17 protein-coding genes and 2 pseudogenes are annotated in these 17980 nt (G+C 61.6%); 9 read left to right on the top strand and 10 right to left on the bottom strand.

The genetic code is table 11. From position 1 onward, the window contains the following. Positions 1–4: 4 nt before the first annotated feature. The gene (locus tag P3T25_RS43080; protein ID WP_429363388.1) at positions 5–1357 is read right to left on the bottom strand and encodes a hypothetical protein; all 1353 of its coding nucleotides are present in this window, start codon (positions 1355–1357) and stop codon (positions 5–7) included. Positions 1358–1455: 98 nt separating this feature from the next. Between P3T25_RS43080 and P3T25_RS43085 the strand changes: the two genes are divergently transcribed. Continuing rightward, positions 1456–1803 carry a hypothetical protein gene (locus P3T25_RS43085; protein ID WP_429363390.1) on the top strand — a complete coding sequence of 116 codons (348 nt, stop codon included), beginning with the start codon at positions 1456–1458 and terminating at the stop codon, positions 1801–1803. 185 nt (positions 1804–1988) lie between these two features. On the opposite strand, the gene P3T25_RS43090 is transcribed toward P3T25_RS43085, so the two are convergent. Beyond that, the gene (locus tag P3T25_RS43090; RefSeq protein ID WP_429363392.1) at positions 1989–2198 is read right to left on the bottom strand and encodes a hypothetical protein; all 210 of its coding nucleotides are present in this window, start codon (positions 2196–2198) and stop codon (positions 1989–1991) included. A gap of 34 nt (positions 2199–2232) precedes the next feature. Next, the gene (locus P3T25_RS43095) at positions 2233–2397 is read right to left on the bottom strand and encodes a hypothetical protein (RefSeq protein ID WP_166618329.1); all 165 of its coding nucleotides are present in this window, start codon (positions 2395–2397) and stop codon (positions 2233–2235) included. A 294-nt stretch (positions 2398–2691) separates the two neighbouring features. On the opposite strand from P3T25_RS43095, the pseudogene P3T25_RS43100 reads away from it, so the two are divergent. Further along, a pseudogene (locus tag P3T25_RS43100) lies at positions 2692–3395 on the top strand (IS6 family transposase). A gap of 212 nt (positions 3396–3607) precedes the next feature. Here the strand turns inward: P3T25_RS43100 and P3T25_RS43105 are convergent. Continuing rightward, positions 3608–3802 (bottom strand): hypothetical protein, encoded by a 195-nt coding sequence (locus P3T25_RS43105; protein ID WP_429363394.1) that lies wholly within the window; start codon positions 3800–3802, stop codon positions 3608–3610. A 541-nt stretch (positions 3803–4343) separates the two neighbouring features. On the opposite strand from P3T25_RS43105, the gene P3T25_RS43110 reads away from it, so the two are divergent. Next, the gene (locus tag P3T25_RS43110) at positions 4344–5363 is read left to right on the top strand and encodes a helix-turn-helix transcriptional regulator (protein ID WP_429363396.1); all 1020 of its coding nucleotides are present in this window, start codon (positions 4344–4346) and stop codon (positions 5361–5363) included. A gap of 25 nt (positions 5364–5388) precedes the next feature. Here P3T25_RS43110 and P3T25_RS43115 read toward each other — a convergent pair whose 3' ends face one another. Then, positions 5389–6603 carry an MFS transporter gene (locus tag P3T25_RS43115; protein WP_429363398.1) on the bottom strand — a complete coding sequence of 405 codons (1215 nt, stop codon included), beginning with the start codon at positions 6601–6603 and terminating at the stop codon, positions 5389–5391. Between the two features lie 1018 nt (positions 6604–7621). Here P3T25_RS43115 and P3T25_RS43120 point away from each other — a divergent pair. Beyond that, the gene (locus P3T25_RS43120) at positions 7622–7918 is read left to right on the top strand and encodes a hypothetical protein (RefSeq protein WP_429363400.1); all 297 of its coding nucleotides are present in this window, start codon (positions 7622–7624) and stop codon (positions 7916–7918) included. A gap of 519 nt (positions 7919–8437) precedes the next feature. Here P3T25_RS43120 and P3T25_RS43125 read toward each other — a convergent pair. The 4 genes and pseudogenes from P3T25_RS43125 to P3T25_RS43140 all read right to left on the bottom strand — a co-directional run. Further along, a pseudogene (locus tag P3T25_RS43125) lies at positions 8438–8745 on the bottom strand (transposase); the annotation flags it as partial. Between the two features lie 353 nt (positions 8746–9098). Next, the gene (locus P3T25_RS43130; RefSeq protein WP_429363402.1) at positions 9099–10709 is read right to left on the bottom strand and encodes a tyrosine-type recombinase/integrase; all 1611 of its coding nucleotides are present in this window, start codon (positions 10707–10709) and stop codon (positions 9099–9101) included. After that, positions 10706–11668: a DNA-binding protein gene (locus P3T25_RS43135; RefSeq protein ID WP_429363404.1), complete on the bottom strand. Its 963-nt coding sequence runs from the start codon at positions 11666–11668 to the stop codon at positions 10706–10708. Before P3T25_RS43135 ends, P3T25_RS43130 begins: the two co-directional genes overlap by 4 nt. Before the next feature lie 549 nt (positions 11669–12217). Beyond that, entirely contained in the window at positions 12218–12505 is a 288-nt protein-coding gene (locus tag P3T25_RS43140) for a helix-turn-helix domain-containing protein (RefSeq protein WP_429363406.1), read from the bottom strand. Positions 12506–12926: 421 nt separating this feature from the next. Between P3T25_RS43140 and P3T25_RS43145 the strand changes: the two genes are divergently transcribed. The 3 genes from P3T25_RS43145 (at position 12927) to P3T25_RS43155 (ending at position 14974) form a co-directional block, all read left to right on the top strand. After that, positions 12927–13304 carry a hypothetical protein gene (locus P3T25_RS43145; RefSeq protein WP_429363408.1) on the top strand — a complete coding sequence of 126 codons (378 nt, stop codon included), beginning with the start codon at positions 12927–12929 and terminating at the stop codon, positions 13302–13304. A 22-nt stretch (positions 13305–13326) separates the two neighbouring features. Further along, a complete protein-coding gene (locus P3T25_RS43150; RefSeq protein ID WP_429363410.1) occupies positions 13327–14112 on the top strand; it encodes a metallophosphoesterase in 786 nt (261 codons plus the stop codon). Positions 14113–14413: 301 nt separating this feature from the next. Then, entirely contained in the window at positions 14414–14974 is a 561-nt protein-coding gene (locus P3T25_RS43155) for an HAD domain-containing protein (RefSeq protein ID WP_429363412.1), read from the top strand. A 310-nt stretch (positions 14975–15284) separates the two neighbouring features. On the opposite strand, the gene P3T25_RS43160 is transcribed toward P3T25_RS43155, so the two are convergent. Continuing rightward, positions 15285–16019, bottom strand: a complete 735-nt coding sequence (locus tag P3T25_RS43160) for a hypothetical protein (protein ID WP_429363414.1) — start codon at positions 16017–16019, stop codon at positions 15285–15287. A gap of 1055 nt (positions 16020–17074) precedes the next feature. Here P3T25_RS43160 and P3T25_RS43165 point away from each other — a divergent pair. Further along, positions 17075–17353: an HU family DNA-binding protein gene (locus P3T25_RS43165; RefSeq protein ID WP_429363416.1), complete on the top strand. Its 279-nt coding sequence runs from the start codon at positions 17075–17077 to the stop codon at positions 17351–17353. 211 nt (positions 17354–17564) lie between these two features. After that, a partial coding sequence (locus tag P3T25_RS43170) for a hypothetical protein (protein WP_429363418.1) occupies positions 17565–17980 on the top strand: 416 nt, incomplete at its 3' end.

Consider the following 17980-nt stretch of genomic DNA (forward strand, 5'->3'; position numbering starts at 1 on the left):
CAGGTCAGAGCGAAACGATCTGTCGCAATAGTTCCAGCGCTTTCATCTCATCCAGCCGCCCAGTCCGTGCTTTCCCTGCGAGCGTCTTGATCAGCGCTTCTGCTATTGGTTCAATGCCTATCAGATCGTCCAGGCTCGTCACGGGAGCAGAACGGCGCGGCTCCGCAATAACCTCTGTGACGGAGGCCGGCGCCGGCTGCTGGTGAGAGGCGGGCGGTGGGACATCGTTGTCAACAGTTTGCCGGATCGCCAGATCGGAGGCAGGCGGGAGTACTGGATCTAGTTGCTCCACGACTGCCTTCGTCACGGCGGCATCGCTGGCGTGATCCGCCTCGGACGGTTGGGCGTGTCGATCGCTCGCGGTTTTCGCCTTCTTACCCGCGGGCTTTCTTGCCACCGCCGCTTCCGGCCTTATCACAGCTGATAGCTCCCGTTGGTCAGATGCAGGTCGACCCGACTGTGGATCAAGCAGAGCCGACACCGAATCAGGAATGTCCGTGACTGAACGCGGAATGTCCAGCCAGCCAGTTGGCAACCCGAGGCGTTCAGTGAAGCGGCTGGCTTCGGCGTCGTCCATGCGCTTCTGCCCATACAGACGATTGTCCAGGTTGGAGGCGCTGATACTCATTACCGCGCTGAGTCGCACCTTCGATCCCTTACGGGAGGTGAGTACGTGCAGGTTGGCGCGACGAATGTTTTGCAGAGCCGCCAGGTCGTTCAACGGCAAGGATTGCTGGGCCCCCGACTTCACGGACGCTTTAGCTTTCGCTGATGCCGGTTTCGACGAAGTAACCGTGGCAGTCCTTGCCGCTGTGGACTTGCTCTTCGCGACGGCCTGTGGCGAGCCGCCATCGGTTCTCTTTGACATTTCTGGTTCCCTCGGCAAACGGTCGGTGGGGGTAGGGTGGCGGTTCGCTGGTATTGCCGGAGCCGGTTCCGATGCCTGCTCGTCCGCCGATTCCGGTTCAGCGTTAGCGCGAATAAAGTCAAGCGGCGCCTTCAAACGACTGATGGTCTCGGATGTGAGGGCAGGGTTGGGTTGATCGAAAAACCCATCGGGTAGCCCGAGCGTCGTTTCAATGTGGAAGGCCGTCTCGGGTGTGAATCTCTCGCCGTTTATTAATTCGGCCACGCGCGTCAGGTTGGAATCGAGTCCCAGTGCAATATTCTCTGCGCCCACCGCATCGACCAGCCATTTAAACGAACGCGTTTTGAAAATGGATGCCGTCTGGGTTGGATCCCGGGCAGGTGGCGTTTTTACGTATGGCTTGTTCTGTCGATGAGAAGTCGATGGTTGGCGCGATTGACGCGGGCCCTTGTCTCGAGGTCCCGGATATCGCCCATGTGGCTGACTCATAAAGTGGGGCTCTCCGCCGGTGAAATCACTTTCAATGCGGGGATTATAAGCGAGGGGGTGCTCACGCCGGGCTTGTCGTCAGCCAACGAGCCGTTCTGGTGACCCCAAACGCTGACGGCGTTGCTCCTTTCGGTTGTGGTGCCAATAGAGAAAGCGATCGAGAAGCCGCCAGTTTTCGCGTCAACTCAACAAACTGGAAGCTTGGCTATGCAGACGACAGGCGCGGTAGTCTCTGTGAGCCGCACGTCGGTCAGACCGAGTTGGCCTCAGCGAATGCGATGCATCAGTTCGATCCCGGAGATCGTAACGGTGGAGTCCCTGAAGCGTTTGAAGCCGAGCACGACGTCCACCCGCGATTTGACGTTGCGATGATTCCGGTCGATGCGGTTTTGCACACCGGCAAGCGGGTCTGTCTGAAGGGAGGAATTCGAACGCCAGCGTTCTGAGTGAGAGACCGTCGCGTTGTGCCCCAAGGGGCACCGTACACAGCCAGGTTCGCTGCTAGCCCATCTGCTCAGGCGGATCGAGACTAACGCGGACAGTCCGCTGCCCGAGATGGGTTAAGCCAACTTCAAAGATCGATACAGTTCAAGGCTGCGGTGGCGCAAAACCGTCGCCCCTTGTAAATCGTTCAATGAATCGAGTCCCGGGTGTTGAAGAGACTATGCGAGTCCATCCAGTCGTACGGTTCGTTGCTGTGCGCCCACGCCCAGTTCCTTGCTGTCTCACGTTTCTTGCCGACCGCCTGTGCGACCTCTACGGAGGGTGAACCTCCGTCATACTTGTCGTTCGTGCGCTCAGCGCGACCGATGTTTCTGGATTTCGATGAGTCGTAGTTCATTGCGGTTCCTGTTTGAGATTGCTGTCAACGCGCATCAATCCTGCTCCACCAGCTCATCGTGCATCGACACGGCAAGAAGCTCGGCGAATCGCTCAAGCGCTGCGACTGAGCCGTGCACTGTGCGGTACTCCTGACGCCCAATCTTCGCGTCAAGAACCACCGTCATTCCCGATTTCCGAGCCAGGTCAAGGATGTCCATCTGATGCTCCACATCGTTGAATCATGCGATTCTGTTAGCACTCTGATGCGCGTGAGCGGTTTGTCCACACAATCCATTCTATGCACTATGCGCTGGGCATCAACGCAGCCACGGTGAATTCACAGTTTTCAAAACGACAACAATAGAGACGGCGACCGGATACTGCGAGATCCCATCCGCATTCCGAATACGATGAAATACAAATCGTCGGAAGATTGACCGCGAGGTTAATCGGTTCTGTCGCAGTAGGCCGATCTGCTATGGTGGGCGGTCCCGAGACGAGCGATGTAACGAATGATCAAGACCTCGAACGCCACTGTGAGCAAGGCGCTCAAACGGCTGCATTACCCGCTGGACATAATGCTGACATGCGTACGTTGGTACGTCGCCTATCCGTTGAGTCTGCGTCACCTGGAAGAAATGATGTCCGAGCGGGCAGTGTCGGTCGATCATTCGACGGTGCACCGGTGGGCTATCAAGTAGGTGCCTGCGCTCGGTAAGGTATTCGGACCGCGCAAGCAAAAGGTCGGTCGAAGTTGGCGAATAGATGAGACCTACATCAAGGTCAAGGGCGAATGGAAGTACTTGTATCGGGCCGTCGATAAGGCTGGCGACACGGTTGACTTCCTGTTCCGCGCCAGGCGGGACAAGGCCGCGGCCCGGCGCAATTTCGAAAAGGCGATCTTTGGAAACGGCGTACCTGAGACGGTGACGATCGACAAGAGCGGGGTGAATCTCGCAGGGCTAAATTCGATCAATGCTGATCGCGAAGTGCCGATCAAAATTCGACAATCGAGTATCTGAACAACGTGGTCGAGCAGGACCATCGAGCGATCAAACGGATCGTACGGCCAATGCTAGGATTCAAGAGCTTTCGTTGCGCCCGCGTCATTTTAGGCGGTATCGAACTCATGCACATGATAGCGAAAGGACAGATGAAGAGTGACGGTCGACGGCATCGTTCAGTCGCCGAGCAGTTCTACGATCTTGCGAAATAAGCATTCCTCTCCGTTCCGTCCCGACTCTTCCTAATTTCCTTACTGCGACAGAACCGGAGTTCGTCGTGGAGCACGAATTTGACCCATTCGGACTCGCGAGACATGGCAATCTCCTCAAGAACATTTCGGAAATCCTGGGGCCGCGGCAAGGGCCTGGGAGAACGGTCAATCCCGCATATCACCGAGCGTGCGGGCTCACACGGTCCGACGTGTCAGTGAATTCGCGCGAGGGTACGAAGCAGGGCATCTCCGTCCTGCGTAACGCGAGGGAGCACGGCACCACCCGCAAGTTGCTCCATGTCGAGCAGTTGACGTTCGAGCAACGCGTCAAGTTCGTCCCGGTCGGCAATCTGTTCGACGCAGTCCTTGACGAGCATCAATGTCGCAAATTCATGGGGGCTGAGCATACCTGTCTCCTGAGAGTTCGAGTAGGCGCTGTACATGGAATGCGCCGGCTACCGGCTTGTGTGCCGTGCCCGCCAGGCTATAGCGCTCGCTTGCGGCCACGCATTACCAGCGGCGCATTTGGCTGCGATATGCAGCGGGGAGTTGATGGTAGAAGGAGGTTCAGGAGTACGGCAATTCGGGGTGTCCCGCATATTGGACATATTGGCCGTAGCGCACTTCCAAAGATGCGGCACCGATTAAGCGCTTGCTTCATCGTCGTGTCTCCCTTGTGAAGGGAACCGGTGAGCGAGCGCACGCTTGCCGGCCACGAAGGGTCGTTTGTGTTGCACGACCCAATGGCTGGTTCTTGGCGAACTGCGGCCCACAATTGACACTCAACATACTCTTACCTGTACGCGCAGGTTTGACCGTGCGTGTCAGCTCCTGAAAAATTCCAGACCCGTTTTTCGAAAAATTCACGCCGGGCAGATTTTCGGTTAAATTCCGAAAACGTCTACTCCAGAAGACGTCCATGCACATTCCAGTAACGAACTTCTTCGCATGAGCTCCCGCGCACCCACGGTTGATGTCTGCCGTCCGCTAAAGCACGGCATTGCCCACAGTCACTTCAGCGTGCGGGGGGAAGCGCCACAGCGGCGCTTGCTCGCCTGGCGGGATCGGGTCGGTCACCTTGTTGACGTGCTGCCCTCGCGATCTGACCTGGAGAGGCCGTTCCAAGCGTCGATTGACCGCTATCAGGTTGGCGAGCTTGTATTTACGGATTGCCGGTCGGACCTGATTGTGCTCGAGCGCTCACTGGCCCGGATCTCGACAGACCGGGTACGCGACTTCGTCTTTCATGTGTTTCTGGAGGGCGGAGTTGAGAACGTCGCCGTGCGCACTGCGCGGCGCGATCCCACACCCTCAGCCGCAAGCATCCTTGCACTGGATATGAACCAACCCGTTCGAATGCAACGCCAAGCATGCAGGGTGATCGCGTTTTTCGTGCCGGGCGAGTTTGTGCAGGAGGTCTTTCCTGATCCGGAGGCCATCCACGGCCGTGTGCTCCATGGTTCGACGCCGCTCGAGCGACTGATCATCGAACACGTTGCGGCGCTCAGTCGGACGATCGCATGCATGAGTGCCGGTGAGGCGGACGGCGCCATACGCGCGGCGGCCAGGCTCCTTGTCGCAGCGTTTGGACGACAGGCGCGCCTGAGCGGCGACACGCGCGCTGCAGCCCGGGCAACCATGTTCGGTCAGGTACGGCGCTATATTCAGGCGCACCTGACTGAAGATGAACTCTCCCCCGAAAGTGTGCTAAATGCGCTTCAACTTCCTCGCCCGACCATCTATCGCCTGTTTCAGCATGAAGGCGGCGTTGGCGCTTATATCCGCCACCTGAGGCTACGCCATGCGGCCGATGAACTGATCCGGTATCCGCACTTAGCGGTGATAGAGATTGCCTACGGACTCGGCTTCAAAAGTGCGTCTGATTTTACGCGCGCCTTCCGGCGAGCCTACGACATGGCGCCGCAGGATTTTCGGGCTCTAGCTGACAAGATAGTTCAGACCCAGTGATAGGCGTCAATGCGCACGCGGCGGTTCAGGTTTCGAGGCGCCGTTCCTTGAAAAGCGTCAGCGCACAGAAGCTCACCACACACGCCGGCGCCACATACCAGGCTGCAGACATGGGATCGCCGGTCCATCTGATCAATGCCGTCACGATGAATTGAGCAGTGCCGCCGAACAAGGCGACGTGCAGCGCATGCGAAACGGCCATGCCGCTGGCGCGCACCCGCGCAGGAAGCGCTTCGAGCACAAGCAGGGCGACCGCGCCGGCGCCGAACGCCACCATTGTGCTAATGAGCCCGACGCCGCACAGGATAGGCAGCGCGCTGGTCGCACGGGTAATCACCAGAAAGACCGGATAGACCAGAAGCGCCGTGCATCCAGAGGCAAGGAGGGCCAGTGGTTTGCGGCGAGGCAGACTGTCTATGAGACGGCCGGCCAGCGGCGGAATGACCACCAGCAGCAGCGCAGACAACGCGGAAGCCAGAAATCCGATGACGGCGGGCATGTGCATCACGCGAGTCGCATAGCTAGGCATGAAGTAGACGATCGCGTAGACCGGTATGGTTTGCCCCATCATCATCAGCATCGCCAGCAGGATCGTCGTCCCATGTTCGCGACACAGTTCGGCGAGCGGTGTGCCGGCATTTCTGGCGGTGTTGGTGGGAATCCGATCATCGCGAAGCCGATGGCGAACGTAGAGACCGACTGGCGCGATCAGCAGACCGATCAGGAATGGGATCCGCCAGCCCCACGAAGCAAGAGCGGCCGGTGACACCGTGCTGGTGAGTAGCACCCCCAGGCTTGCGCCCAGCAACGCGGCCGCGCCTTGGCTAGCGAGCTGCCAGCTGACCAGATAGCCGCGACGCGACACGGGCCCAGCCTCCAGCACGAAGGTCGCGGCAACTCCGATGTCGCCGCCGACGGCAAAGCCCTGCAACGATCGAGCGGCGATGACAACGAGCGGCGCAATCACGCCTATGCTGGCAAACGACGGGCACAGGCCGAGCGCGGCGGTTCCCAGAGCCATCATCCAGCTGGTCCTCGTCATCGCTGCGCGGCGTCCAACGCGGTCCGCGTAAGCGCCGATGATCATCGCGCCAACAGGTCGCATGAAAAAGCCGACGCCGAATGTACCGACGGCCCACAGCAATGAAGTCATCGGATCGTTCGCTGGGAAGAACCGGTCTCCGATCATCACCGCGAAGAATCCGAAAACGGTGAAATCGAACATTTCGAGGCCAGTCACAAGCGATGCTGCGACAACGGTTCTGAGAAGCTCGCGGGGATTTTCTTGATTGCCCGAAGGCTGGTCGCACGTCGCGAAGGGAGGCGTGAACATTCTTTTGTAAGGTCGTCAGTAATGGCGCATGAGTTTCACGTTGAAAACGCATTCTCGCTACGCGACGCGTTGCACGATACCACGTGCGCCCCTTCGCTGACTGGCGGCGCGCACGTGGCTCTCCCTCCGGGAGTCCGGTCCGGTGACATGGGACGGTCGCTGCCTCGCCAGATGAGGATATTCGATAACGTTTGCGTCTTGACAAAGCGAATGTCCACCGAGAGTGCAAAGCCCTAGTCCGCACTACACCGAAGTCGACGGACAAAGACTGGCAACCGGGGAAAGGCGCGGCAGATTCGCCAGACGGCCATTCGAAACGTCATTGGCGATTGACCGGTGCTGGCCTTGGAACGGACCGTTGTAAATCTCGTCCGATCAGCGGCTTCGGGTCGGCGAACAACCCTAAACGACTACCGCCGGATAGCCCCCGGGCGAACGCTGGCGCGTGAGGCCTGCCTTGTTACTCGTCGTTCGAGTGGGTGCCTCGGCTGATCACCTGCCGCGATCAGGTTGATTGAAACGATGCTGGCTCAGACAGAGTTAGCCCGTTGGTCTCCCGAAATGGCTCACCTTTTGGCGCCTCGATCAAAACAAACAGATGCAACTAACCGTCTTGCGTTTTCTGCGATACGAACACACCAAACCCCAGTCGTTGGGTCGCATAATTTTGTTCCCGTTCCTGGCCAGTCGAATTGCGGCTGGCAGACATGTCGGGAACAACTTTGCTTCAAGAGGCCTTGCAGAAAGTTGTTCCCCAGACCAACGCTTGAGGCGATTTTGTGACTTTTCCGGCAGGCCCCAAGCGCAGCGCCGAATTGAATACCGGTGAAAGCGCTCTCGTTTGACGGTACCCCGTGCGCTGACGGGGAGGCTGGGCTGGCGGTATCACAGGGCGTTTGTTTCACGTCTAGAGGCGAGGAACAAATTGCTGCAAGAAGGTGTGGTGGTGATCGATTCTCCGCTCAAGGCATACGCTGATCGCGATTCGGCCGAAGAACGGGCCCGGCCTACCCGGACGCTCACTGACAGGTTTTATGCGTGGCTGTCGACCTGGGGTGGGCCGGGGCAGATTGTGGTGGCCGAGAATGAAAAGATTCACGCCGCAACGGCCGACGTGCTGAAACCGGTTGAGTTCACGCGCCGCAACGATTCGGGGCGCGCGGGCTTCTATCTGAAGAGCGTTGTACCGATGCAGCCAGTGGATGATGTCCGATCCGACTAGCGACTCCAGAATGAAACTGCCGATATGATCGAACCACGGCTTCAACGTAGGGCGGAACTGCTGCGCGATATAACAAACCTGGGGCTCCTCGGCAGCCTTTGTGAGGACCACGGCGACGTGGTCGTTTTCGAGCGTACACCGCTACTGCTGTCAAAAAGGGAGCGCCCAGACGCGATCGCCGGTCGGGCTGTTTGGGTGGACGATCCCGCAGGATGGTTTGCTAAGGACTTGAGCGGTTGCGAGGCGCTGGCCCGATGGATGCCGGATTATGTGGCGCCTCATTTCTACCTCGCAACAACTCGCGAGCAGAGCTGGCGATGCGGCGAAGCCACAGCCGTGCATTGCATCGCGTGCACAGGGGACTATCTGCAGCGGCGTCTGGACTATGATGAGGACGACGGTGCAGTCCGAGGTGTCGAATGGGCAATATCCGAGTATGGCTCGTTCGTTGGAATGTTCATCGGCAACTTGACGCTTGTGAATGGCAGTGTTCGTAGACTCATCAGCGAGCGATGTCCGGGGTCGAGCTCCGCCTGGGCGAAAAACGCGCTCGCCAGTTTCAGAATCTCGTCGGCGCGGCGCAGTTCCTTGACCTCGCGCTCCAGTGCTTTAAGACGTTCGCGTTCCGACGTGCTCACACCCTCGCGCTCGCCGCTATCGACTTCATCTCGTTTGACCCACCCCAGCAATGTCTGGCTCGTGCAGCCGATCTTGGGGGCGATGGATTCGATCGCGGCCCACTGTGACGGATACTCGCCCCGATGCTCTTGCACCATGCGCACTGCACGCTCGCGGACTTCAGCAGAAAATTTGTTCGACTTGTTCATGGCTCCATTCTCTCAAGAGTTGGAGCCTCCGCCAAATCCGGGGCGGTTCACATAGGCAATGACGTTACCCTCATAGTTCTTTTTTCCTACAACCCGGGAGCCGCCATTGACGTTGTGCATGCTCGAAGGGCGGCCCAGGGTCGGGAGTGTGAGTTCGCCGATGTAGGAAGCTGCCGTTCGGCTGCTTGATGCCACCACCGTCAGCAATCGAACACATTGCTGACGTAGAACCCAGCTCGCCTCAATGTCGGCAATGGCCGATGAACCGTCAAAGCAGCGGGGACAATTGCAAACCAACACGATTGGCATTGAACGCAGAGGCGCGCTGGCTTTTTCATCCTAACCATCGGCGGCTACTTCGTTAGCGGAAAACTCCCCTCCACAAACGCGCGCGTCTGCGTGAGGTCCGTCTTCGCATACGCGGCCGTCGTCTGCACCGACGCGTGTCCCAGTAACTGCTGCGCGACTGGCAGCGGCACCGCGTGGTCGACCACCAGCGTGCGCGCGTAGCCGTGCCGGAGCCAGTGGGTGGACGCCGCGCGCAGCATCGCGAGCGTCACGCCGTCACCGGGCGCGACGTGGTCTTCCGCTGCACGGAAGACCGCCTTGACCTCGTCATACAGCCCGCTCGCGCCGAGCGCGTCGCGCTTCTCGCTGTGGATGGGCGGCAGCCGTTCGAAGGGACCCGGTTCGGGCGTCAGGCCACGGGCGAGCCGGTATGCGCGCAGTGGCGGCATACAGAGGGCAGGCAGCGGAATCGCCCGCAGCCTGTTCCCCTTGCCGCGCACGTGCAGGGTCCAGTGGCTGTCAGTGTCTGCGTCGGCGTCGACATCCAGCCGTGGCAGTCCCAGGGCTTCGGACCAGACCAGCTCCGCGAGCCGCACCCCGCCGTAGCGGTACAGCGACCAGATGGCGCAGCGACGTGTCCACACGGGCAATGTGAGGCCGGTCGGCGCAGGGCCCGCGACGACCGCATCGCACAGCGCGACCACGCTCGCCGGCATGATGCGGGTCGGTGTCCAGGCCGCGCGGGCGGCGCCGCCGCCGGACAGATCGGCGGCCGGATTCGCGGTCAGGTAGCCGGTTTTCAACCAGTAGCGGAACAGGCTCGAGACCACCGCGAGCGCGCGGGATGCCACTGCGGCGGACCGCTGGCGCGGCCCACCAGGTTGTCCACGACGCCCTGGCTGGCGGCTGCCGGGGGGCGTCTCTTCGCCGAGGGCAGGACCGTGTTCGGGCTGGAGTTCGAGGCCGCGGCGGTACGCGAGCAGGTCGTGGCGCGTGAGGTCCGACAGCGGCCCGAGCCGCTCGCGTTCGCACCAGGTGATCAGGCGTTTCAGGTCAGCGAGATACGCGCGCCGCGTGTGCGGCGAGCGGCCGGCGCGATCGCGCAGGAAGAGGATCACCGCCTGGGCATCGTCGGCGACGCCGAGGGTGTTCGTGACCATCGACGGATTGACGAAGCGGCCCGCCCGCGCGAGCCATCCGCCGGCGGCAGGGGTGGCACTGGACACATGGTCGACACGCGCGGCGACGGTGTGCGGCGGTTCGAGCGCCGCGAGCCAGACGGCAGTCGTGACAGTCGCGGCGGGCGGCACTGCGGCGCTCGCAGGCACCGGCGCGGTGCTGTCAGCGACCTCGTGGAAGCGGCGCCGGTGCTGGCGCAGCACCCGCTCCAGGATGGTCCCGGGTGGGGGCGCATCGTGCGCGGCGACTATCCGCAGGCGCCCGCGGTCCCAGTACTCGACGGCGGCGTCGTGTTCAAGCAGCAGCGCGAACACGGTGGGATGCTCGCGTTTCGCGTCGGCGAGCGACGGACAGCCGCGCTTGAGCCGCGACAGCGTCCAGCGGGTATGGACCGGGTGGCCAACCGCGTCGGCCACATACGCGAGCGCTGCATCGACGGTCTCGGGCAGCCGCTGCGGTGGCGACGCGGCAGTGTCGATCCAGCTGGCGGGGTTCATCGTGCCTTCCTCCGCACCGAGGCGCCAGCCGGGGAGGGCGTCGCCGCCGGGGTCCTGCGGTGCCGGACCGGTGCAGGCTTCGCCGGGCGGCGGGAAGTGGCGTGCACGGCTTCCAGCAGGGCGCGGTGCTCGGCGGCGACCGTGGCCAGTGCCGCGGCTTCGGCGGCGGCGTGCTGGTGGGCGTCGCGCTCGCTGGCGAGTTCGGTCAGCAACCGGTCACGTAACCCCTCGAGTGCGGCGGCCCGTTCCTGGGCCTGGGTGATCTGGCCGGACAGGCGCTCGCGTTCGCCCTGCAGCGCGTGCCGCTGGTGTTCCGTTTCCTGCAGCAGCTGACGCGACAGGCCTTCGTAACGGGCGTGAATCGCGTCAATCGCCGCCGCGTGTTCGGCGTTCGCCGTGCCGAGCGCGGCGTTCGCGGATGCCAGTGCGGCGCGCAGGGTCGATGTTGCCGTTTCGGCTTCAGTCATTTTTTCGGAGGCGGCGCGGAATTCCGCCCGCACGGTGGCGAGGGCCGTGTCGCGCGCCGAGAGCTGGTCGCGCAGGTCGGCCAGTTCGACCCGCAGCAGTTCGACCCGCAGGTCGGCGTCGCGCCGCGCCACCTCCGCCGCTTCGGTCGCCTGGGTCGCCTCGGTCTTCAGCCGTACGACCTCATCGAGCTGGACCGTGACCGCTGCCTGCCACAGCGCGCGCATCTGTTCGGCGATCGTATCGGGCAGCCCGGGAATCGCGACCTGCACGAGCCCGGCGCGTACCACCTCCGCTTCGATCGTGTTCAGCACGCGCGACAGCATCGCCGGGTCGCCGGCACCGAGCCGCGCGCGCAGTTTGCGGACCGACACCACCTTGCGGAAGCGCTCAGCGGTGGGCGGCGGGTGACCGGGGTTCATCTCCGCCTCGGCGAGCATCGCCAGCACGGTGGTGCGGATCTGGTCGGCGGAGACGGCAGCGGGGCGGGCCATGGATATACTCCAGCGGCGGCACGCCAGCGCACCCGGGGGAAAGCAGATGCAGGCGGGCGCAGGCTGGAAATTCCAGTCTAGATTACGCACAGTGCTAACGCCAGAGCACCGTTTTCCGGCCGGGAATGCAGGGGCTGGCCGCGATAAACCCGCTTATCGCGGCAAATCATGCGAGACCGGCGCCGGTCCCCCCGGACTCATCCGGCCGCGCCGTCGCCCGACCCGTCAGGTCCAGGATGCTCCGGACACCAGGCAGGGTGACACGTCAGGGTCAGTGGTTTGCGTGAAACTGATTCCTTAGCTGGCCAGCTAAAGAAGCGGTTTTAGCTAAACGAACCGGTTTTTCAGCAGGGCAATATTGCTGGACCGGACGAAGCAGCGGTTGCCAGCATCGGGCGGGCACGGCCAGGGGTTCCGGCCCGGTCGGAGGTCGCGCGTACGACCAACCGCCAGCCCAGCTGGACTGTCGCGCCGGGACGGCAGCCAGTCCGGCATCGGCGTCGGGCGCCGGTGTATGCATTGCCCGGTAGCGGCGCGGACAGGCCACGGCTACTTCTCGCTGACAATCGTCAGCAACCGGTCGCGCAACAGGGCCGTAGTCCGTTCTATCTCTTTGGGTGTGAGCCTGTCCATGTAAGCCACCGTCAGCAGGGTGAGCGGGTGTACGCCCAGCACTTCCGCGAGTTGTTCGATCTTTCCCAGTGTTGGCGACTTCAGGCCTCGCTCGACCGTGCTGATGTAGGTGCGGCTGGACACCAGCCCGAAATCTTCCTGCGTGACGTTAGCAATCTCCCGAAGCTGCTTCAATGCCTTGCCCAAAGTGGCGTCGGAGCGCATGCAAGTCCTCCCGATAAAGGACCTGATGAACTCATTGCGAACACTAAAGGGCTACAATCTATAGTGTTCATTTGCTATGATGCGCGGCTTCATTAGGAACTATGCACTGCGCGGTCGACAGGAAGCGCCGCATGGCCAGGGGCTGCCGGATTTGTTCTAAGAGTGGATAAGTGGTGCGACAGCGCCGCGATTCCCCTCCGATGGGTCTGCGGGCCGCGCATCAACGTTTGAAAATCTGCTTTGTGCGGGATGTATCGGACTGGCTGCCAGCTGCACGGTGGGCGGCCTGACCTACGTGGTCAAAACAAACGAATAAACAGTTTGAAGGAAAGAAACATCAATGTTGGTGACGGATGCTACGTGGGCAGAAACCCATCCGGTCAGGCGTGCCCTGGTCCAACCGCTTTGTGCATGGCGGTGTGTGAGCTGGACCGATGAACAAACGAATTTCTGGGTGATCGCCCCGCGGCGGCTGCCGGAGTCCGGGGATCTGCCCGACGGCTGGCTCCTGGGCGGCCCGGAGGCGCTGCTTGAATTCACGTCGCACCTGCGCGCCGAAGAACTGTCCGTGTATGTGTTCGACGGCAAGGTCAAGCTCCGTCAGGTGACGGGCCTGTGGAGAAAACGGGACGATCCCGACGGGATGCAGGGTTACTGGTACGGCGTAACGGGCGGCAAGCTGAAACCCTGCTACCGCAGCAAGCGGTTGATTACCCCGGGGCCGGAGTTCATGTGCGAACGGCAGTTTGCCAGCGCGCCGGCGGCCGGGCGGGACGCGCAGCGGGCCGGCCTGACCTGACCCGAGGCGAGCGGAGCGCGACGTGCGGATACAGATCGCCTCGGACCTGCACCTGGAAATCCTGCAGCAGAGTTTTCCAGGCTACAACCCGGTCACGCCGACCGATGCGGACGTGCTGGTGCTCGCCGGGGACATTGCGAGAGGCGTTGACGCCGTCGAACAGTTCGCGCGCTGGCCGGTGCCGGTCATCTACGTGCATGGCAATCACGAGGCGTATGGCGCCGAGTACGGCGCGCTGGCCGATAACATCCGGGCGCGTGCGGCTGGCACGGCGATCCATTACCTCGAGCGCGAGGCATGCATCGTGGAGAACGTGCGGTTTCTCGGGTGCTGCCTGTGGACCGACTATGCGCTCAACGGCACGCCCGACCAGACCATGGTGCTGGCCCGCCGCCTGATGCATGACCATCGTGTGATCCGCGCCAGTGAGGGCGAGCGGTTCCGGCCCGAGCACGCACTGGCCGAGCATCAGAAAGCGCTGGGCTGGCTGCAGGAACAGCTTGCGTTGCCCTTCGCGGGACGAACGGTCGTGGTGACCCATCACGGTGTGGCGCCGGCCTCGGTGCACCCGCGCTATATCGGCGATCTGCTCAATGCAGCGTTCGTGAGTGACCTGCGGCCGCTGCTTGGACTGGCCGATGCGTGGATACACGGTCACGTGCATGATTCGTGCGATTACCGTGTCGGCCAGACGCGCGTGATTGCCAATCCGCGCGGCTATGCACTGAACCGTCTGATGGCGGGCGCGCCGGCCGACCTGAAATGGGAAAACCCGGCGTTTGATCCAGAACTGGTGGTCGAGCTCTGAAGGCAATGCAGTCGGGCGTTGAGGTGTTGAACCGGCAACGGACCTTACCCGAAGGCCGCATCGGAACGCAGGGCGCCGGCCAGGTCGTCACGTGCGACGGCGGGCCCGACCGCCCGCCAGTGGGGTATGTCCGTCGCAGCTAGCCGGGGAGGAAGAACGTGGCCCGGATCGAATCACTGGCTGCCGAGGTGTCAGGGCGGTACGCGGCGCTGGACGACGCGGGTCGTCGGGTACCCGATCATGCATCGCGATCTTGACGGGCTGCGTGGTGTGCAGGCTGTTGCTTCTAACGACTCCAGCAATGACTGATCCAAAAACGGACTTCGCCACGACAGTGGCGAAAAAAAATCCACCGGCCGGGCAGTCGGACCGGAAGGTGCTTCTGCTGGATTTCGACGGTGTCGTCCACCGGGGCGACGCCTATCGCACCAGGCACGGGATTGTCAGTAGCGACCCGTCCCGGATCCGGCTTTTCGAGTACGCCGAGGTACTTGCCGAGGCACTTGAACCTTATCCGGACGTTGAGATTGTCCTGTCCACGACCTGGGTGAAAGTACTCGGCTTCAATCGTGCGCGCGACGCGTTGCCGGTGAGAGCCCTGCGGGACAAGGTAGTCGGTGCGACGTATCACACACGATTTCACGATGCCCATCTCTGGTATGGAATTCCCAGAGGGCAACAGGTGCTTCGGTACGTGACCCGCCATCGCCTCGTAAAGTGGCTCGCGTTAGATGACAGGCGCGACGGCTTCGAAACAGCGAGGGATAACCTCGTGCTATGTGACCCCGACAAAGCGCTCGGTGACGCAGGCACTCGGGACGCTTTGAGGAAAGCGTTGCGAGAGATACATGAATCAGTTTAGGAAGTAGCTTCTGCTGTTGCATGGAAGCGATGGTGTCCTCGATCTGCACGATGTCCGCATGAATTTTCGCCTCAAACGGGGCACTGCGATCAACTTGCCGGGAAAGTCCCAGTCCGCTTTTACCGTATCGAGCAACGTTCGAAGTTCGCGCTGCATGGTCGGGTGGGGGATTATTCATCCGGCAGCGACAGTTGTAGGCGTCGGGTGCGTATTTTCCGGCGGAGGGGTCGAACGGATGCACGCGATACCAGATTGGCACAACTACATCCACCGCCGTGAATGGCTTTCTCGACGGGATGGCTCTCCCGCCCTAGCCATGCACCGGCCCCAAAACATGGTCCCGGGCGGCGCTGAGCACAGCCCGGGGATCACTGGCGAGCACCTCGCGTGGCCGCCGGCCATTAAGCATGCTGCTGGTCGACTCGAACCATGAGGCGATACGGAATGACCGGTAGCCTTCGAAAACCCTCAGTACCTCCGCAACTTCGGGAATGGGGTTTCCGAACTCATCGAAAACGTACTTCGGATACAGGCTCAGGCCTTTATGCTCGATATAGAACACCTTCCCTTCCTTCCTCCAGCGACTGGCCATCGCATGCTGGTTGGTTGCGTCGGGGTTCTGGCGTTTTCCGACCTCCTGGGCCGTAAGCCATTCGGTACCGGAGAGCACGGCCTCGATTGCCTTGCGCTCGAGCTCGGCCCTACCGGCTGAAAAACGGTGGACAGGCGTGGCGTCGACGAACTCGCGAAGTGCTTCCTGCTCCTGCGTGTTGATAATCGACCGCACACCTTGAGTCAGGATGAATCGCTGGCGTAGCGAGACGTCGGTACTGATCTCGCCGATCTGTTCGATGATGATAGAGGCGGCCGCGCGCGTGGCATCCAGTTTCGCCACGAGTCGCTCGAGGTTCTGGAGGTCGCTCGCCTGCCGTTCCACGAACGCGAGGGTCGACGGTTTTGCAGCCGGCTTGTCTTCCACCTGCTTACCCGCTGTCCCGGAGCGCTTTGCCATGATTTCAATAGAGAATTGCACGACATATGTCATATATCACAATTCTCATGCCTGCAACTGTATTTGGCGTCAGGATGGGCGGCAATGATTTCGTCCGGTCGTGTGGGAGATCGAAGTCGTCCCATTGCTGCGCAGTGCGCCAAAGCTGAAGGCGATCACCCTGCTGCGCAAATTGTAGGAGAACCATCCTGAGCACTTTCCCGACAGCATGCGATCGATCCTCAACGTTGCCAGATTGAACGGATCGCTTGGGGCAGACCATGTCAGGGTCAGTCGGTCAGGCCGGGGTTGCGCTGAGACATTCGCGTAATCACACGCGATCCGGAGCTGTCGGTAACAGTATTGTCGACGTATCCCGAGAATCCATAGTTCAGCAGGCTGCCAGTGCCGGTGATCCGGTCGTTCGCGGTCGGTGCGCGGGTTATCGCCGCATTGATGCGCCATCAAATTCATTCATGATAAATGGGAGCTGTCAGGATAGGGGAGCGGTAGCGGTGGGTGGTCCCAAAGGCGCGAACCCGCGGGTGGTGATCGTAGGAAACCCTCGGCCGAAATGAATGCAGCCGCTGCACGCACGGGACTGCAGAAATTGTGCAACGGAAGCGAATTGGGTGCGGTCTATTGATGCGGCCGACTGCAAATGAAGGCCCGGATAATCAGAGTCATACCCTTCATTTGATGACACTGGCCCTTATTTCGGGAGCGATGCGGCGCGGGACCGCCCCTGGAACGAGGCCGTGGCAAGCAATGGACGATCCAGGAACCATTCCGGATACGCATCGTAAATGTGGGGAAAGCAGGCAGGGGCAACAGAGGTGCGGACCGATGCGGCCCAGGACGCGCGGATGTCTGCGGAGTCTTCCGCGCAGAACCATCACTGTCGCCCTTTCGCTGAGGCGCCGAACTTTGCATGTGCAAAGTTCATCATACAGCCGGCAGGATTGGAAAGCGTGACCGGCTAAAGATTGCGGGTCTGCATCGGCTGGTTTATCCCGCGAGACCGGCACAGCGCCGTCGCGTGCCGATTGCGCGGCAGTACGCCGATCGGGTAGGGTGACGACATTCACAACCACAGCGAGGAAAAGGCAATGAACAAACAGGAACTGGTGGATGCAGTCGCCGCGGCGACCGGCGCAAGCAAGGCGCTAACAGGCGAGGCGATCGATGCGTTCATCGGCGCGGTTGCGAAAGCTGTCACCAAAGGAGATACCGTGCAACTGATCGGTTTCGGTTCGTTTTCGACGGGCGCACGCGCTGCGCGTGTCGGCCGCAATCCGGCGACTGGCGCCGAGATCCAGATCCCGGCTGCGAAGACGGTGAAATTCACGGCGGGCAAGGCGTTCAAGGATGCCGTGAACGGGCACTGACAGCGAGCTTCAATGCCGCCGGCAGCACACTGCCGGCGGCCTGACGTCGCGAGACCGTCGCCTCGCCGCCGGATGCCAACGCGCGCCTGGCAGTTGGATTGCTCCGGAAGGGCCTGGACTCGCTGCGGTCGAACCTGGTAGCATCAGGTCCAGCGATGCCGCAGACGTATTGCGGTCCTGCAACTGGCTGGATGCCTGCATCGATAGTGGTATGGAAAATAAACGATCGCGGAGTCGCCAGAAAGCGTTGTGTCCGCCGATCGGGGCGCTCCTGCGCTACCGGGCGCGCATTGTGCGCGTCGTCGCCGAAGCGCGCGGACAACGGGCGATGATCGAATCGCTCGACACCACCGGCCGGACCTTTGTCAGTACCGTGAAGTGGGACAGCCTGCGCGAGCTCGGTGCCCAGCTGTTCCAGTCCGGCACCTTCTCCGGTCGGTCGCGCTGCCAACCTCAGGCCGGTTGCGACAACCTGAACTTCCAGCTTCATTCCACGACCGGTGGCCACCCTGACGCAAGTAACGCGGCACGCCGGTGTGGATGCGGATTTAAGAGGGTAGCCCCATGTCCTCCCGGACACAGGGCCCCCGAAGAACGGAGCGTGCGACTTTCACCGCACTCCGCTCG

It is taken from the genome of Paraburkholderia sp. GAS32 (genome assembly GCF_050434225.1).
In the GTDB taxonomy this organism is placed as follows: Bacteria; Pseudomonadota; Gammaproteobacteria; order Burkholderiales; family Burkholderiaceae; genus Paraburkholderia; species Paraburkholderia madseniana.